General features: G+C 52.2%; 12 protein-coding genes. 2 read left to right on the top strand and 10 right to left on the bottom strand.

All coding sequences use genetic code 11. The features are described from left to right. Positions 1-13: 13 nt before the first annotated feature. Together KOR42_RS02590 and KOR42_RS02585 are read right to left on the bottom strand one after the other, a co-directional pair. Positions 14-4,237, bottom strand: coding sequence for an inverse autotransporter beta domain-containing protein (locus tag KOR42_RS02590; protein WP_146507053.1), 4,224 nt, complete (start codon positions 4,235-4,237; stop codon positions 14-16). Between the two features lie 219 nt (positions 4,238-4,456). Next, positions 4,457-5,326: a homocysteine S-methyltransferase family protein gene (locus KOR42_RS02585; protein ID WP_197440795.1), complete on the bottom strand. Its 870-nt coding sequence runs from the start codon at positions 5,324-5,326 to the stop codon at positions 4,457-4,459. Positions 5,327-5,811: 485 nt separating this feature from the next. Here KOR42_RS02585 and KOR42_RS02580 point away from each other — a divergent pair, with 485 nt between their 5' ends. Next, positions 5,812-6,099 carry a branched-chain amino acid aminotransferase gene (locus tag KOR42_RS02580; protein WP_146507051.1) on the top strand — a complete coding sequence of 96 codons (288 nt, stop codon included), beginning with the start codon at positions 5,812-5,814 and terminating at the stop codon, positions 6,097-6,099. 307 nt (positions 6,100-6,406) lie between these two features. Here KOR42_RS02580 and KOR42_RS02575 read toward each other — a convergent pair whose 3' ends face one another. The 4 genes from KOR42_RS02575 to KOR42_RS02560 form a co-directional block, all read right to left on the bottom strand. Further along, a complete protein-coding gene (locus KOR42_RS02575; RefSeq protein WP_146507050.1) occupies positions 6,407-7,369 on the bottom strand; it encodes a sugar phosphate isomerase/epimerase family protein in 963 nt (320 codons plus the stop codon). Between the two features lie 419 nt (positions 7,370-7,788). After that, entirely contained in the window at positions 7,789-9,195 is a 1,407-nt protein-coding gene (locus tag KOR42_RS02570) for a purple acid phosphatase family protein (protein WP_197440794.1), read from the bottom strand. 152 nt (positions 9,196-9,347) lie between these two features. Beyond that, positions 9,348-9,803: a hypothetical protein gene (locus tag KOR42_RS02565; protein ID WP_146507049.1), complete on the bottom strand. Its 456-nt coding sequence runs from the start codon at positions 9,801-9,803 to the stop codon at positions 9,348-9,350. Between the two features lie 239 nt (positions 9,804-10,042). Next, positions 10,043-11,038 carry a DUF1559 domain-containing protein gene (locus KOR42_RS02560; protein ID WP_197440793.1) on the bottom strand — a complete coding sequence of 332 codons (996 nt, stop codon included), beginning with the start codon at positions 11,036-11,038 and terminating at the stop codon, positions 10,043-10,045. A 476-nt stretch (positions 11,039-11,514) separates the two neighbouring features. Between KOR42_RS02560 and KOR42_RS02555 the strand changes: the two genes are divergently transcribed. Continuing rightward, complete coding sequence (locus KOR42_RS02555) at positions 11,515-13,086, top strand: HTTM domain-containing protein (protein WP_197440792.1); 1,572 nt, start codon at positions 11,515-11,517, stop codon at positions 13,084-13,086. Between the two features lie 13 nt (positions 13,087-13,099). On the opposite strand, the gene gltX is transcribed toward KOR42_RS02555, so the two are convergent. From gltX to KOR42_RS02535, 4 genes are all read right to left on the bottom strand, one after another. After that, positions 13,100-14,686 (bottom strand): glutamate--tRNA ligase, encoded by a 1,587-nt coding sequence (gltX, locus tag KOR42_RS02550; protein ID WP_146507047.1) that lies wholly within the window; start codon positions 14,684-14,686, stop codon positions 13,100-13,102. A 294-nt stretch (positions 14,687-14,980) separates the two neighbouring features. Then, positions 14,981-15,538 (bottom strand): DUF447 domain-containing protein, encoded by a 558-nt coding sequence (locus KOR42_RS02545; RefSeq protein WP_146507046.1) that lies wholly within the window; start codon positions 15,536-15,538, stop codon positions 14,981-14,983. A gap of 56 nt (positions 15,539-15,594) precedes the next feature. Continuing rightward, a protein-coding gene (gene prfB, locus KOR42_RS02540; protein WP_146507045.1) for a peptide chain release factor 2 occupies positions 15,595-16,702 on the bottom strand; the annotation gives its coding sequence in 2 pieces (ribosomal slippage) (positions 15,595-16,632 and positions 16,634-16,702; 1,107 coding nt in all). A 144-nt stretch (positions 16,703-16,846) separates the two neighbouring features. Further along, a complete protein-coding gene (locus KOR42_RS02535; RefSeq protein WP_197440791.1) occupies positions 16,847-18,100 on the bottom strand; it encodes a glycosyltransferase family 4 protein in 1,254 nt (417 codons plus the stop codon). Positions 18,101-18,136: the final 36 nt, after the last annotated feature.

Genomic DNA, 18,136 nt, shown 5'->3' with positions numbered 1-18,136 from the left:
TCGCTTGGAATTGTTACGGTCGCACAGTTCCGTTCACGATGATCGATCCATTTGTTGATCCCTGTGGAACCTGGAAGTCAACATAGAACGGGAAGAGTGTTCCGATCGGAATGTCGTTGTTCTGATTTCCGAAGAGGTTGATCACACCTCGCACATCGCGGAAGAGAATTCCGTATTCCGTGACGTTGTCGAAGTCGGTTGTCAGGAAGATCGAGTTCGAGTTGATCGTGACATTCGACGGAGCGAAGATTCGCTCGACAACAACACCGGAGGAATCGAAACCGGTCATGTTGATCAAGTTTCGGGACAGAACAAAGTTGTTGTTGGTTCCCTGGAAGGTCAGATTGAGTGCTTCAGAGTTGTTTCCAGTCATCTGGAATCCGGAACCACCCACGATGTTGTTGTTCTCATCCAGAACCACGTTGTCGGTGACAATGAGGCTCGCCTGATCAGTGAAGGTCATTTGCAGACCACGGTCACCAACTCCCGAGGACGAGACCGAACTACGAGTGAAGGTCACATCTGCCAGACCGTCGATATCGAACTCGACAGCTGTCTGTGGTCCAGCGTTTGTCGCCATCACAAATGTGTTCTGGTCCATTGTCGCGAAGACATCCCCATCCCAGTCGAGGTGAATCCCTGAGGCGAGTGTTCGATTCGGAGCAAGCATGTCTGTTGGTGGTGTCAGTCCCGGGATTCCGTTGTCCAGCAGGTTGAAGATCAACGGTGCTCCGTTTCCAGCTCCAGTTGTTTGGATCAGAACCATGTCCGCTCCGATAATTGAAGCTCCGGAAGCATCCATGATTGTGTTGCCATTGATGTTGACGTTGTAGGTAATCAGGTCATCTTCATCATCGACAACAGCATCTCCATCAACATCCACTTCTCGAACAGCTGCATTGAACAGGATCTGTTCTGTTGCATTGCCGTTTCCGTTGCTTGTCAGGAAGGAGTTGAGCAAGCTGAAGTTGGTCACGTTCTGCAAAACAGCTGCTTGTGAGGCTGAGTTCGAAATCGCCACGTTGTTCAAGATCATCGATGGATCAAAGCCAACTCGTTCGAGATTGATCTCTTCTCCCTCGACACCAACGAGGTTGGCATCCAGGTCAAGATTCTGCAGGAAGACATTGTTCGTGTTGTCGAAGTGAGCACCGGCGATGGACATTCCTTGAATCAATCCACCTGTTCCGGCACCTGTTCCAATACCCGTGACAACAAAGCTTCCCGGGCTGTTGGAAACAAAGATCCCGTAGTCAGAGTTTGTGGCACTGACTTCCTGGAATGTCAGGTCATGGCGAGTGTTGTCGAAGACTTCAATTGCTGTGGCGTCGGTCGCATCCAGTGTTCCGGTCGCGACGGCCACGTTCTCGTTGCGTTGAATACTGACAGCGGTCGCATCGAAGCTCTCAACATTCAAAGAGTTGAAGGTGATGTTGGTCGTGAGGTCTTCGTCAAGATTGACGTTGTCTGCCACGAGCACACCGAACGACCCCGCTCCCTGCTGGTTGACAACAGTCAGGTTTCCGAAGGCGACAACACCAAGGTTGTCTGTGATTGTGACACCATTGTCGGTGACGCCGAGTCCGTTTCCAACCTGTGTCAGACCGAAGAAGCGAGCCAGGCCAGCGTAGTCGGAAATGTTAATCCCCGTTCCTCCACGATTCGCAATCTGCGTATCCTGGAAGCTGACACTGAACTGAGTTTTCTGCACATTGTCGATGTCGATCGACGTTCCCTGAATATCGTTGATCGTCGCGAACCCGTTCACGAAGAACTGACCAACTGTGGTCCCTTCGTCAAGAAGATCGGTGATCGAAATACCGTCCCCAGCACCGCCGTTGATTGTCAGGTTTCCAAAGACAACGTTTCCGAGGCTTGAGTTCATGTCGATCGCTGCAGCAGTTGCCACATTCGTGCCCTGCCCGATCGAAACTGGACCCTGGAAGATCACCGAGCCTGCAACTGTTGTGTCCGGTGCGAGTGGATCGACACCTTCCTGAATGTCGTTGACCAGGATACCTTCTTGAGTCCGGTTGGTGATCGTCGTGCTTCCCTGGAACGAAACCGTTCCGGTGGCTTGAAGTTCATCGACGACGATCGCAGCCCCATCCGGGTTGTCAATTGTGACAGCCCCCAGAGTTGAGACAGCTCCTCCGTGATTGAAAATTCGGAACGCCCCATCAGGCGAGTTCGTATTTGAGAGCGAGACAGTATTGAAGGTCACGTTCGCCGTCGACGGTGTGGCTCCAGTCGAGGAAACTTCGACACCCAGACCGCCATCTTCGGTGATGGTGGTGTTTCGAAGATTCACACTCCCGGCAGCATCCTGAGCCAGAACAGAGTATCCCAGCGAGTTGGTGATGGAGTTGGTTCCATTGAAGAGAATCGCTGCATTCCCTCCGGTCACGGCCAATCCATTTCCAGCGGTATCGCTGATTGAGATGTTCTGGAACGTAAAGGTTCCTGTCGAGTCGTTGATTTCAATTCCGCCTGCCATCGCTCCGGTCGAAGTATCAATGATCACTTCGTTGACCGTCGAGCCACTCACACCATCTGCAAGAATCGCAGGACCATCACTGAAGTTCTGAATGGTGAAGCCAGCGAACCGACTGTTGTCAGCCAGTGTGACAACAGGACCGGAAACGTTTTGAATGATTGGTCGAGCAACAGGTCCTTCTGTCACAGTCGGGAGTGGGATCGTTCCCACTGGGCCCTGAACTGGAATGTCGAGTGGAACACCTTCTCCGAGGACAAGAAGTCCCTCTCTCATGACAACTGTTGCATTCGAGTTTCCGTCGACGTCGCCATCGAAAACACTGTTCCCCTGGACGAAGACAATATCTGCCATTCGTGGATCATCGATCGCGTCTTGAATGTACTGATAAGGCATGTCCAGCGAACCGTTTCCGGTCGGTGGTGGGAAGTTGTCAGGCGGTGGGTTCGGATTGTTCCGGACCTGCAACACGACGTAGGGGTCACCCGTTTCGGGGTTGATCGCCACTTCCGGAGCATTCAACACGCTGCTGCTCAAAGCAGAAACTGTTCGTTCGCGTCGAACCCAGCTTGCGAGTCGATTGAACTGGCTCTTGCCGATGTGGCGGCGAGCATCCAGACCATTCCAGTAGTTCAGATCGATTCCCCACACGACGCTGGTGTTGAACTTGTTGTCGTGAGTCACTTTCAGAAACGTGTGTGAAAGATTCTCAGCGATGTCGGCGTCGAGACGAATCTTCCACCCGTTGATGGAGATGTCGCCATCATTCTCGGATGGTTTGTAGTGATACCAACCGGCCGATGCTTCCATGTTAAACTGTTCGAAGAACTCACCCTGAATCGGTGTCGTGAAGGTCAAATCAAGACCTTCCAGAGCGGAGGCTGCGAACGTTCGTGTTTGAAACTCGATTCGGTCTTCGACGAACTGAGCAGACCCGTTTGCGTATCGCTCAGCTGTGACCTGCTCGGTATTTCCGAAGGGGATGTAGTAGTTCGCTCGAACGTCAAAGAATTCGCTCAGGATTTCCCCGGCGATCGTGAACTGTTCGAAGGTCACTCCGCGAGAATCATCACGGTCGTAGTAGAACGTCGCTCCACCGATCGTGTTGATTTGTGGGAAGAAGTGACGTGCACCCAAACCGGCGCTTCCACCCATCTTCCCGCTATTCATCACGAACAATCGACCGTCCCCGAAGACGACTCCGCTGTTCGTGAAGATGTACGGTGACAGGTCGAAGTAAGTCAGTGATCCGTTTCGACCAACGGTGTCGCCAGCCTGGTGTCCGACGCGACCCTTCGTTCCGACACCGCCAGCTCCTTGTCCACCGGACGAAGGCTGAGAATGGAGCGAGCCCGAGTAATCGGGAATCGAATACCCATCCGAAGGCATCGTGTAATCAACGCCTCCTGGTGGAATTTGATGTTCCGCCAGGGCCGTTAGCGGCGCCACCGATGCGGCAAGCGCTCCAAATGCGAAAGTAGTGGTCTTCAACACCGGCCTCATGACCTGAGTTGACGTTTGACGAAGACCGGTGAGTTTGTCGCTGAGTCTGCGAAGCAATGACATCGCTTTTCCCCGAGTTCCATCTTGAGGTGCGAAAGTGACTGACTGTTGATCAGTCTGCCCCTTGTCGGAGGCAGGCGGATCGACATCTTCGACAATCCGGTCAGGACCGAGATGCGTTTGAGGGTCGATGTGCGAACACGTCGTCCTGACGTCTTCCATAAGATCGATTCGAGGCATGGATTGTGGAAGGTCTTGAGGAAGGGAGTCCGCAGAAGGTGCGGACGATTGGCGGACCGAGAGGAGGACGGAGGCGCCAATGAAAATTTGAAGTGAGAGTTGAGCGCGGGAAATTACTGCATGTCCCACGGGCAGGAAAGATCATCTTTCCGTTGTCGAGCTGCCTGATTGACTCAACTTTCAAAAATCGCAGAGAATCCCTCGCCCCGAAGAAAACCCCTAAAGCACTTCTTTCAAAGCACTTACATGGGAAGGAGTAGTCCCACAACAACCCCCAATGAGGCGAAAGTTGTACATTCTCCATTCCGTGACAAACTCGGCGTAAACTGCCGGATCAACTCCCGGAGTCGATTCCCAGACGCCTGGACTGATCATTCGTCCCGTGTTGGCGTACGCACCTTGAATGCCCTCTTCCAACTCTGACGGAAGCGACGAAACGATCTGCGCCACTTCGTCGACGGGAACACAGTTCAGCAGACAACCGAGAGGATTCCACTCGAGGACTCGCTTTAAAGCTTCACTCAGCGGTTCTCCCGAAAGCAAATTTCCGGAGGCGTTGCACACGAAACTGACGAAAAACGGACAGCCCGACTGCGCAACTCGGCGGGCGATGATTTCCGATTCCTGAATCGTCAACTGAGTCTCGACAAGAATCAGATCGACATTCGCATCGCAGAGATGCTCGATCATCTCCGCATGGTGACGTTCCAGATCTTCCCGCACCGGAGTCTCATCGGGGGAATAGCAGTCTCCCAGCGGAGCGATCGAACCTGCAACATAAGCCCTCCCCTGACTCGCTTCTCGCGCCAGACCAACAGCTTCTTCAGTCAGTTCGCGAGCCATTCCCCTCCATTGAGTCGCTTCCAGATTTCGTGCATGTGTACGAAAGGTATTGGCAGTGAGAATTTCAGCGCCCGCTGCAACATAGTCGCGATGAATCTCCGTCAGTCGTTCGGGAGCATTTCGAATCGCTGCCGCCGACCAGCCAGGAGCCGCCAACTCAAACCCTCTCCGCTCCAACTCTGTTCCGGTCGCTCCATCCAGCAGGATCGGTGCTCCATCGCTGTATCGTTCAAGAAATGACTGCATTGTCTGACCTCTTCTCGAGAGCAACTTCATCTCAATTTCCGAGCGATTCGCAAGATCGAAGACAGCTCTCCGCCAAAGAACCGAGTCCCGGCGCATTCATCGAAACGGAGGAACGGGCCCCGCGTTTCGAAATCGCCACGACGATGAAGATGATCAACGCAAGACATAAACTCTTGAATTTTCAACACTTACGAAGCGAATGGCAAGCTCCGCACATCAACACTGTTTCCGACGTTGCAAACCGGAAACACTCGCAGCTTGGCCACAATGTTTCATTCCTGAAGTGTTTCAGAATCTTTTCAACCCCGTAACCCATTATCCCAAAAAGAGTTGCATCTCCAGCTCACCACCCACTGACAGTGAATGACAAGTTCGATTGACTCTCTTCGGCACAGGCTCTGCTTTTACCAAATTTCAACCAAAGACAATCGCTATCAACAAAAGACAATCCCGACTCCTGTTTCCAATACCGAAGGGTCTACACCATGAGTACTATTTTTACTGCACTTCTCAATGACGAAGCTGGTTTCATCGTTTCTGCTGAACTCGTCCTCGTGGCGACGATCTGCGTGCTCGGAATGATCGTTGGCCTCAACGAAGTCGCTCTCAACATCAACAATGAGCTTGAAGATGTTGGATCAGCCTTCGGATGCCTCCAGCAGAGCTACTGTACTTCTGGTGTTCGCGGCCACAATGCACACGTCAGCCCAAGCTCCTTCCTCGACCGACCAGACTTCTGCATCGGTGAGAACGACATCAAAACAGTCCAGTAACGATTTCTGTCAATAAGAAGACGGAAAGGTCGTCCAGAATGACGAAATGACTCCCCGATCGAGAATGCCCATGGGAACTTTGCACCACTCCCTGTTGCATTGATCGGATTCACGAGAGTCGCGGTGAGGAAACGGATTGCAAGCTTACCGTAGATGCCTCGATCGGATGATCGAGGCATCTTTTTTTTGTGTAGTGGACTTGCTTCACTACTGAATCAATTCAACGTCTCATTTCAACGTCGAGTATCTCCGGGCTGCCTCAACTCCAGAGGAGCCCCTCCGTTCAACTCCAATGTTTCAAGCGTTGTCAGAGATTCCTCTCCGACTCGCTTTCTTGAATCGATTCGATGAGTTCGTTGAGGTAGTTGCGTTCTTCTTGAGCGGCTTGTTCCGGATCTCGAATCGTTTCCCAGTAGTCGGCTGACATCCCTTTGAATGGATTCACATATTCGAAGGTCAATGTTCCGTCGAATCCTCCTTCAACAGCCTCCCGCAGAACAGTCTCCCAACTGATGTCTCCATCAGACAGAGAAGTCCATTCGTAGCTGAAGTCACCTCGGGGCATATAGGCAAATTGCGGATCGTGGTGACGCTTGACGTTCTTGAGATGCAGAAAATCGACCGACCCGGAAAGCTCAGTCAGTTCATCAAACTCGTTGAGCCCTTGAAAGTACGCATTCACCGGGTCATAAGCGATTCCAACCCGACAGACATTTCGGACGGCGTTTTGGATTTCGAGAAGTTCGTCGGCACACGACGTCGTTGAGTTCTCATTGTTCTCAATGAGAATTCCGATCCCGAGGTCACCTGCCAGCTTTCCGACATCTTGCAGCCCGGTCATCGTTCGCTCGAAAGCTTCCTCTTCAGAGAATGGTTCGTCATCGTAGCTTTCACGCGTGTTGTTGATCGCCCGAACTGACTCGATGTTAAGATCAGCGGCGAGCTGAATATACTCTCGAAACATCTTTCGGTTCGCGTCGCCCAACTCTCCGCGAAGATTGACCGGATGAGCAACGTATAAGCACAAGATCGGGATACCAGATTCTTCGCAGGCCGATCGGATGTCCACACGGGCTGATTGATGAATGTGACACGGACCAAGCATGTCGTACCCGAAGGCCGCCGAGTTTCGAAGCGGATCACCCGGGATTCCCAAAGTCATTCCCCGGGCATCGACAGCGTGCCAGCCAAATCGCCGAGCCCACTCCAGAACCTGGAAGATCCCTCGAGGATGCTTCCAACCAATTGCACCATACAGAGCTGTCTGCATCAGCCTCTCCCTTCGGAAATGGTTCTGGCTCAACCGAATTTGTTGAACAGATTACCAACCCAGTTCTTCCATCGCTACGAAGGAACTCAAAGAGTCTGCGCAGACACCACTTCGTCAGACCTCAAGCTGGAAAGACCGCACGTGCATAAGTATTCGCCACTCTTTTTGGTTCATGCGATTGTTGATCTGGACAGCCTCTGCCGGATGCGGAAGACCGAGGAAGTCGCCAAACTCATATGCGCATACCAATTCGTTGATCCGTTGGTTGAGCTTGTTGCCCATCACAATCGCTTGTCCATTCTGCGCCGCCCATCCGCTTCCCGATATTGATTGAGGAAGAATTTCGTGAGCCCATAAAAAAACGAAGCGACCAAAAACTTTGGCCGCTTCGTCATCGTCTCAAAATTGCGTCGTCGAACTTAAGGAGCCCGGCGTCGTTCGGGAGTGTTTGGAACTTCTTCGATCATTTCGTTGATCATTCCATCCCGCTTGACGAGTGTGAACGCATCGTACAATTCGCCAATCGCTGTGCGTGCTTCAAACCGAAGCTTGTCTCCATCGATATGGATGATCTGATACAGCTGCGTATCTTCAGCAACCCGTTCCGTGAACGGATGTGGCTGAATGTTGTACATCTTCGGACCACTGACAGACACAACGTAAACGGTTCCCGTTGTGGGATCGACGTTGTTCACACCGGTCGGAACATTCACGGTTCCAACTTTGGAAGTTTCTTCATTCTCCTGCTCAGGCTCAGCTTCAACGCCCGCCAGAGGAGTGTGAAGCCCCGTTCGTCCGTAAGTATGATCGTGTCCCTGAAGAACGAGGTCGACCTTGTACTCATCGAGGATCGGCTTCCAGATGGTTCTCAGCTCAGTGTTGTCGCGTCCTTTTCCAGTCGAGTACATCGGATGATGGAATGTACACACAACCCATGGACACTCGTTCTTCTCGAGAACTTTTCGCAGCCAGACAGCCTGATCTTCCTGCTGCTGATTGCTGTTCATTCCGATAATTCGAACTCCCTGGTACACGAGTGTGTAACAGGACTCTTCCAATCCAACAGGGCCATTCGTCGGGAACGCAAAGGTCGGTCGCCAATGGTGTGAAAGGCGACGAGTTCCGTCAGCCTGTTTCGCCTGCTCATGATTCCCCGGGACAGCGATGCTCGGAACCATCGCATTGAGAAACGCCCCTGCTCCAAACCACTCTCCCCATTCTCCGTCCGATTCGGCAGAGTTGATGAGGTCCCCAGCATGCAGGAAGAAGGCGGTATTCGGGGCATCCCCGTATGCTTCTCGAATCACACGTGACCACATCGACCGCACATTGTTCTGTGCATCGCCGAAGTAAATGAACGAAAACGGCTCAGGAGCATCACTGGCAGTCGTAAAGTGAAACCACTCACTCCAGTTGCCACCATCACCGACGCGATAGGCGTATTTCGTGGAAGGTTCCAGATCTTCAAATTCGACGGTGTGATAATGAGCGGTGCTCAAATCGCTCAGCAACGCCTCTGCTGTTGCCTCGACCTGAACTGCCTTCTCCGGAAATCCAGGGCCGCTGTCAGCAACCACGATTTCCGCCACCCCTTGGCGAACGTCTGTTGAAGTACGCCACGTCACAGCTTGTGTCGTCGCTGGATCGCCTGTCCAAGTCAAAACAATTCGATCTGGAACGACAGTCGGGGCGTAGACACGCTCCGGACGCGCAACAGGTGGACCATGAACGTGATCCTCTTCCGGACCGTGCCCCCAGGCACTCATCGGAGCCACGCAGACTGCCATGGCCACGGAATTCTTCAGGAACGCTTGAAGCTTTGACATTTAGTTAGTCACCCGAATTACTAATACAACAATCCATGAACAGCAAACTCAACGCTCGCAGCAATTACTCAACAGATGTATTACAAGTACGAACAGCCACGAACTTAGTTAGTTTCTAATCTAATTGAATACAAACTAACCACGCTGTCTGACTACTCGTCTTCTTCGTCATCTCGCTCTTCAGCAGCTTGCTCGTCTTGCATCATTTTCTGACGGCGATTCGCTTCGGGGAGTTCGAACGTAAATTCGTTATCTTCTCCACCTTTGACTTCGACTTTCCGCACTTCGACCGTATCACCAACGACACAATCACAGGATTCCCCATTGAGCCAAACGCGAACGCTGTGCTCTCCGACCACTCCGCCATCGGCCTGATCGTAAGTTCCGAGAACGAATTCTCCATTGTCATTCGTGATGGCGAATCCCTGTTTGCCAACCTCTGCTGAGTCCCCTTTTCGGAGAGGATTGAAAGCAACAAATGCTCTCGCCAAAGGTTCCCCTTTGCACAACACTTTTCCGGTGACAGGAGCGGTACCAAATTCTTCAAGTCCACCACCGCAACCAACAAGGCAGCATGCGGCAATCATTCCCACAAAACACTCTCGCATCTTCTTCGTTCCTGTTTTCGCCTGTGTTCGATTCGACCGGTAACATCTCAATAGGAACTTGATGCCCAACCTTCAACTGTTCGCCAGTTGATTCCGTGAGACATCAATGACCCGGTCGGCTCGCTAATGATCAATATTGAAAGTTCAAAACGTAAAACTTGCATACCGGCGAACTCCCGAATCCGATGACATTGAGTTGTTCTGGAAGAACACCGACATGCAAGTCACTTCGACCACGATTAGAATTGGCCAATTGGCTGTCCGTCGCTTCGGTCGTGCAGGTTCGAATAGGTTTCCTGATCGATATTCTCACTCAGGAAGTGAACCGATCCGTCTCCGAAGGTAAACATTGCTCCACCAACGTGCCAGCTGAAGGCACAGTCGTCGTTGATCGCATAGAACATTCGGTTGATGTTGACGCGGCAGTTAATCGGTGAGCGAGTTCGTCCGTTGATTCGTGCACTCTCGTCAGAATTCGAAGTGCCGATCCAGATTGGCCAGTCATCGAGTCTGGTTGCCGATGAGGTGTTGACTCGGTCTCCATCGCGAGTGTAAGCCGATTCACCAATCAGCAGAGTGTTGCTGAGACCGTCCGTACAGTCACGGAATCGAAGTCCACCACCTTCAGCCATTTTGTGCATCAAGCCGAAATCGCCCCGAGCAGATCCAGCGCAAGCTTTGTAGGAAATCGTTCCGTAGCCAACGAGCTTTGGATTTCCAGTACCTGCAACTGTTGCCCCTGGAATCGCCCATGATTCTGGGTATTGAGTTGGCATTGCGGAACTTGGGCAAAGGAAACCAGGGATGACTGTGTCGCCACCTGGAACGCGAGCGTCATCACCAAGTCCAACTTGTGTTGGGTACATTTGCTCAATGCGGGTGGGATGGTCTTTGCGAATGATTCCCGGCTGCCCCTGTGGATTGATCAGCTGATAGAGAGGTCCCTGATCGATGTAAGGGAGAATGTAAACCGACCATGCGAATCCGTCGTCGTCCAGACCAGCATCATCATCGACATCGCCAAAGAGAGCAGCTGGAAGAACGCCAGCCACGTCGTAGTAGTTGTGAAGTGCGAGTCCGATTTGCTTCAAGTTGTTACGACACTGTGTTCTTCGAGCAGCTTCTCTTGCCTGTTGCACAGCTGGAAGCAGCAGTGCGATGAGAATTGCGATGATCGCGATCACGACCAACAATTCAATGAGGGTAAACCCTGCACGTTTTACAAACTTATTCATTCCCAAAATCCTCCACGCCATTTTTGTAAGACAGTCCGGCCGACTCGAGAGCAGTCGACTTCGGTTACGACTGCCGGAGTACAACAAATGAGGCGTGTCATTGAAAGCTTCTGGAAGTGAGTTTTACTGCCAATTTTCGCGCGGACTGGCGAAAGTGAACATCGGAAGACGGGTTACATGAAGATCGGTCACGATTCTCTTCACACAATAACACGGGGACATATTTCAATCCGCTTACATGAACTCATTATGCGCAAACCATTAAGTTTTGCAGTGGGAGCGCTCACTGCAATCTCATCGATCCTTAACACAAATCGATGCTTATCTCATTAAAATATTTGAATCAGAGTTTCTGTTCAGATCGAACACTCCCATTCAATCACTGCAAGAGCATCTTCGTCCCGTCTGAGAAACATGCTGAGTCAATCGAGCGAGACGATCACGCTATTGCGATCAAACACGTTGATTCCGTTTCCATGACAGAGGCATCTCACAAGTTGCATCCGCCTTCCGAAAGCAACCAGACGAACAGGTGCTCACTCAGCGACTACCTGTTTGGCGGCGTGTCCATCGACTGGCTGATCGTCTACCGCATCAGCTTCGGGCTTGTGATGGCGTGGTTCTCCTCGAAAAGCGTTGAGGAGATCAACTACTACTACATCGATCCGCTGTTCCACTTCACCTATGACGGGTTCGAATGGATTGCTCCGTGGGATTTTCAGACGACCATCGGAGGCACAACAGTTCATGGGATGCACCTGGTCTTCACAGCCATGGTTGTCTGCGGAGTTTTGATCGCGATCGGATTCTGGTACCGCATCGCCGCGACGGCATTCGCAATCCTGTTCACGTACATCTTTCTGTGCGATAAGTGCTACTACCAGAACCACTATTACCTGGTCGCGATTCTGAGTTGGATGATGCCGTTTCTGCCGGCGAATCGCGCGTTTTCAATTGACGCGCTGCTTCATCCGGAGATCCGCTCTCTCGCTGTGCCTCGCTGGACTCTCTGGCTGGTGCGGTTTCAGATTGGTGTGCCGTACTTCTTTGGAGGGATTGCGAAGATCAACGCGGACTGGTTGCGTGGTCAGCCAATGCGTTTGAATTTCGACTCCGCTCTCGAAACCGGGATGCTCAGTCAGTTCCTCGACGGCGAGACAGTTGTGCAACTGTTTGTCTGGGGTGGGTTGCTGTTCGACATTCTGATTGTCCCGGCACTCCTCTGGAAGCCAACTCGCCTGCTGGCGTTTCTTCTCTGTTTAGGTTTTCACCTGACCAACGCCTTCACCTGGACCATTGGAATTTTCCCGTGGCTGATGATTCTCGCAACGACCGTCTACTTCGAACCCGACTGGCCGACGCGAGTCGTTTCCCGGATGACCGGGATTCGACACCGCCCCTCGACGGATGTCGCGACCTTTTCGATGTCCCGCTCTTCCAAGCAGATGACGACAGCTTGCCTCATCGCCTTCGTCGCCTTTCAGTCATTATGCCCGTTCCGCCACTTTCTCTATCAACGAGACCCGAATTGGGACGAATACGGGCATCACTTCTCCTGGCATATGCTGCTGCGTGCGAAACAGCAGGCGCTCGCTGTTTACGCAACCGATCCAGCGACCGGCCGAACCGGGATGATTGACTTAAGAGACTTCGTCACCATTCGCCAGCTTGCTGTTCTGTCACGAGATCCGCGTCTGATTCATCAGCTGTGCCATCACATTCAAGACCAGCTCGCAGCGATCGGCTATCACGATCTTGAAATCCGTACGATTGCGCTCGTTTCGCTCAATGGTCGAAAACCTCAACTGTTGATTGATCCGAACGTCGACCTGGCCGCAGTCCCGTTGAGTTGGAAGTACCCCAGCTGGGTCGTCCCGCTCAAGGAACCATTTCGCCACGACGCCTGGGATATTCCGGTCGATCGCTGGCTGAATGTCGTCGAATTCTCTCCGCCACTCCCGGAAGCGGTCGCTGAAGTCGCGTTGAAGCAGAATGCGCCGCCGAAGAATCCTGTCGACGGGCAGTCTGAAACTTCGGACGAAACATAAACCGCTTTCACGGTCACTCTGACTTTTCGCTCTCAGCCTTTTCAATGGCTCGATCAATTCTGGCGAGAGAAGACTCGCGACCGAGTAATTCCAAAGCTTCGAACATCCCTAAGCCAGACGCTTTTCCTGTCGTTGCAACGCGCAGGGAATGAATGATGTCACCAAAGCCGAGGTTGTTCGCTTCCATCCATGATTTGAATTCACTCTCCAGCGCAGCTGCGGTGAAGTCGTTGGAATCCGCGAGCACTGCTCGATAGTCGCGGAGAATCTCAACGGCCCTCTCAGGCTTGAGCAGTCGCTTCTTAAATGCCTTCTCGTCGTACGTCAGGCTGTCATCGGAAACGAGGAACTCATCGAAGGCGAGAATGTCGCTGGCAAGTTTGAGCCGGTCTCCAGATGCCTCAATCAAGCGAACAATCTGGTCACGCTGCTCCGCGGAGAAGTCTTCACCGACGAGTCCAGCACGCTGCAAGAATGGAAGGCAGAAGTCGTACTTCTCATCGGTCGAGAGTTGCTCCATCCAATGTTCCTGGTAGGACAACAACTTATCTGGATCGAGACCGGCGGAAGCTTTGACAACTCTGTCCAGCGTGAAGTTTTCAATCACAAACTCGCGAGACATATTCTCTGTCTTGTCATCGAGCGACCATCCCAGTCGCGACAGCCCGTTGATAATCGCTTCAGGGAGAAAACCAGCTTCTCGATAGTAAGCGACCATCACAGGATTGAGAGTCACCGAACTTCCGAGATTCAGCTTCGGGAAGACGTTGTCTGCGATATCGAACAGCTTCTTAAATTGAGGATTCTTCTTGTACTTTTCGATTTTCTTATCACGTTTGCTGAGCTTCTCTTTGGTGCCGGGGGCAGCCACAAACGGAATGTGTGCAAACTCGGGAACGTCATAGCCCAGAGCCTGATAGATAAGCACCTGAACAGCGGTATTTGTGAGGTGTTCTTCCGCTCGAATGACGTGCGTGATCTTCATCGCAGCATCGTCGACAACTGTTGCGAAGTTATAGAGCGGAGTTTGATCCCCTCTCATGATGACAGGATCGGGAATCAGACCGCAGTCCCATTCGACGTGACCGCGAATGTGATCGTCGACGGAAACCTTCTGGCTGCGATCAACCAGTAATCGAATAACCGAAGGCCGTCCTTCCTCCAGATACTGCTTCTTCTCGCTGTCGCTTAACTCCAATGACCGACGAACATTAAGGAAGGGACGCTTTTCATTCTCGGCCGCTTCACGATCCTGTTGAACAAGTTCCGGCGGATCGAAATCATGATATGCGAGACCGGCATCGAGGAGCTTCTGAACGGCTTCGATGTAGAAGTCCGATCGCTCTGACTGAAAATATGGCCCATAGTCTCCGCCAATTTCCGGACCTTCATCCCAGTCGAGACCAAGCCATTTGAATGCTTCCAGAATGGGTTCGAGTGCGTCCTCGACGTTACGAGCCCGATCGGTATCGTCGATGCGCAGAATAAACTTTCCGCCGTTGTGACGAGCCCAAAGCCAGTTGAAGAGCGCAGTCCTCATTCCGCCAATGTGCATGTATCCCGTCGGCGATGGAGCAAATCGGGTTCGAACTGTCGACATGAATCAATACCAATCAATCTAAACGGTTGTCTTAATTAAATTATCGAGTCAATGACTGCATTAGCTGCGATTCTTGCGATCCGTCGCTGGCTGTGGCACTCGATTCAGGAATTCGCCGAGCGGTTTTGAGAGAACTTTTCAGCACCTGCTCAAAGCTTCTGGTTGGGCATCGGGTACTCAGGGAAAATAGACGATCTCGTCAGCGAATTGAAACGTTGACGTCGTTTCAACACTGATTGATGAACGACCGAACGAATGCGAGAACAACGCTCCTCGTGATCTTCGTGCGTCGCCTTAGTGATTCCCGATGAAACTGACGATGTGTTGAAACGTTTCTTTGTCGGCGTCGTTCGCGGTCTTGTCGACAATCACCTGAAGACGTTCCATCTGTTTGCGAACTTCTTCCGCTTTCAGCAATTGAAGGCGGGTCGCCAGAATTGAAGCTTCAAGAATCGCATGTCGCGCCCGATTGTAACCCCAGAACTCACGAAGAGTTTCGGTGTGTTTCAGCTCGGTTCGAATTTCGCTGCGAGGTTGAGTGTCGTCAATCGAAATGACATCGAATTCATACCATCGACAGGCGGAAGCCAAGACCTGTCCATCAACTTCCCGAGCCGGAATCAGTCGGGGCGTCTCCGTCAACGTTCCAATCGCAGCCCGGGCGATGATCCCGACATCGTCGGTGACATGGAAAACACCACACCGAGTCGCCTGCAGGTTCTGAAACGTCGCAGAAGACTGGAAAGGGCGAAACAGAAAAGACGTCAACTCATCATTTACGATGGGTCCCATCGGGGCGATGTTGGTACTCCCGTCCGGATTCGTCGTGGTACACAGACCTTCAATGATCATTTGACTTCAACCTGATTGCGCCCCATCCCGCTCTATTTTCCGGATGCTGAGCCATCCTATTTTGCAATGCTCCACCGCTGATACGCTTCGATCAACTCATCCAGATCTCCATCGAGAATTTCGAATGGATTGCTCAACTTGAGATCCATTCGATCATCTTTGACGAACTGCTGAGGCTGCAACACGTAGTGGCGGATTGTCTGACCACCGAAGCCGATCTTCGACTTCTCTCCGCGCCGGGCGGCGGTTGCCGCACTTTGCTTGTCTTGTTCAATCTGGAAGAGCTTCGCCTGCAACATCTTCCGGGCGGCAGCACGATTCTTGTGTTGGCTTCGTTCACTTTGACACTGAACGACAACATTCGAAGCGAGATGTGTTAACCGCACCGCTGAATCGGTTTTGTTGACGTGTTGGCCCCCCGCCCCACCGGAACGGTAGGTGTCTTCACGGACATCTTTGTCCCAGTCGACTTCAATGACTTCGGTCTCACCGAGATCGGGGATCACGTCAACCGCTGCGAACGAGGTATGCCGCCGTCCGGCTGAGTCAAACGGGCTGATTCGAACAAGGCGATGGTTTCCGGTTTCCCCCTTGAGATAACCGAACGCATAATCCCCTTTGACATGCATTGTGACATTCCGAAGCCCGGCTTCTTCGCCCTCGGACTGATCGACAATCTCAGCGTCATAGCCGTTGACTTCAAACCAACGGAGATACATTCGCATCAGCATCTCGCAGAAGTCGGCCGCGTCTGTTCCTCCTTCGCCTGCCTGAATCGTCATGTATGCGTTCCCGGCATCTTCCGGGTTCTTCATACTGGCCTGAAGCTCCATGGACTCAAGATCTTTCGAGAGCTTTTCGACCGTCTGCCGCAGCTCATCGAGAGAGCCATCACCCTCTTCCATTTCGGCAAATTCAATGAGAACCTCAATGTCGCCGGCTCCGGTGACGAGGTTTTGCATGGGCTTAATGACAGCATTCAGACGCTGAAGCTCCTTGATCAGCTCCTGGGCTTTCTCCTGATCATCCCAGAAGTTGGGCGCCGCCATAAGCTGGTCGATCTCTTCTACGCGCGCGACTTTCTGATCGTAGTCAAAGAGAGTCCTTCAGTTGAACAATGCGCTCCATCAGTGTCGTTGCAGAGTCTCGAAGTTCGCTGTCCATGGCCATTAAGTCTTGCAGTTATGTGCGGAAGGTCGTTCTGAAAAGGAATCCACGATTCTAGGCGGGCCTGTGAATGGATTCCAGCTAAGCTCAGATGAAGTTTTTGAATCCGCTCTTCGGTGATCCGTTCACCAATTCCCCGGATCATTCGAACGGACGAATGATGCCGATCGTTTCAGTGAAGTGCGAACTGAGGATTTCGACGGTCCTCTCAGCCATTTCGCTGTCACTGTAGTAGCTTCGCACGTTCTCCCAGCCGGGCTCCGCGTATTTGATGCGTTCATCATTATCCGCGAGTTGAAGCAACCCGTTCGCGAGCGCCTCCGGATCTCGCGGTGCGACAAGAATTCCCCCTTGTGTGCGATTCAATATCTCGGGAAACGATCCATGTTCCGGCTGAACGACCGGTGTTCCGTTCGCGAGGGATTCCAACACGTACAGCCCTTTCGGTTCCAGAAACTCCGTGGGAACGGAAAGGACATCGACCGACTTCAGGAACGCGATTTTCTCTGCCGCAGTTTCGGGACTTCCGATGTATTGAATGCCGTTGATATGCTCATTTGCGAGGGCCATCGACTCGGAAAAGTAAGCTCGTTCGCCGGGACCGAGATATCCTCCAATTTTCAATTCCGCGTCCGGAACATGCTTTCGCAATTCAACGAAAGCGCTCATGACATTGTGAAGCCCTTTCTCTCGACAAATCCTCGCGAAATAGCCAACGGTATATCGAGGATTGTTCCGCAGCTCCGGACGACCGTCGTGCCCCGTCAGATTGATCCCCAAAGGCAAAACGCTGAACTTCTCAGGTGGCAGATTCAGATACTTCGAAATGTAGTCGCGGTAGAATTCGCTGTGAACGAGAAACCCGGTGAAGTCTTTCGCTCGTTCGGAAATGAGGTCAATCACAGGCTGACGATAGTCATCAGTGAGGCCGTCGAGGAAAACATCATCTCCTTGCAAAACGCAAAAGATGGGTCCGTTAAAACGCTCTTCGAGAACACGAACTGCTCCGACGAGAAGTGCATTGCTGAAGATAACGACATCCGGTTTGAGCTGGTCACAAATGAAGTTGTCCAGTTCTTCAATCGCAGTCCGATGAGGTCCTTCCTCGCCGCGAAGCATGGACATCGTCAGTTCACCAAGCTCACTGGCCTGGTTGCTGACGGACCATTTGGTCGCCATTCTGATGAGCCCGGGATGATCGAGCCAGCGGGTCAGAAATCGCGGCATCTTCCTCCAGAACGAATATTTGTCGTTCAGGTAGACGTTAACACCCCCAAAAAAGACACGACCGAGACTTTCGTTATCTTCGTCAAGGCGAAGAGGGGTATATGTGGGAATCAGCGAGACCTCGTGCCCCTGCTGGATCAGCGCATGCGCCCAAGTATTGTCATGCATGCATGATCCGCAAAACATTCCCGCCCCACCAGCTGT

The organism is Thalassoglobus neptunius, from assembly GCF_007859735.1.
Classification (GTDB): Bacteria; Planctomycetota; Planctomycetia; order Planctomycetales; family Planctomycetaceae; genus Thalassoglobus; species Thalassoglobus neptunius.
This window is presented reverse-complemented; position numbering and strand designations above follow the sequence as displayed.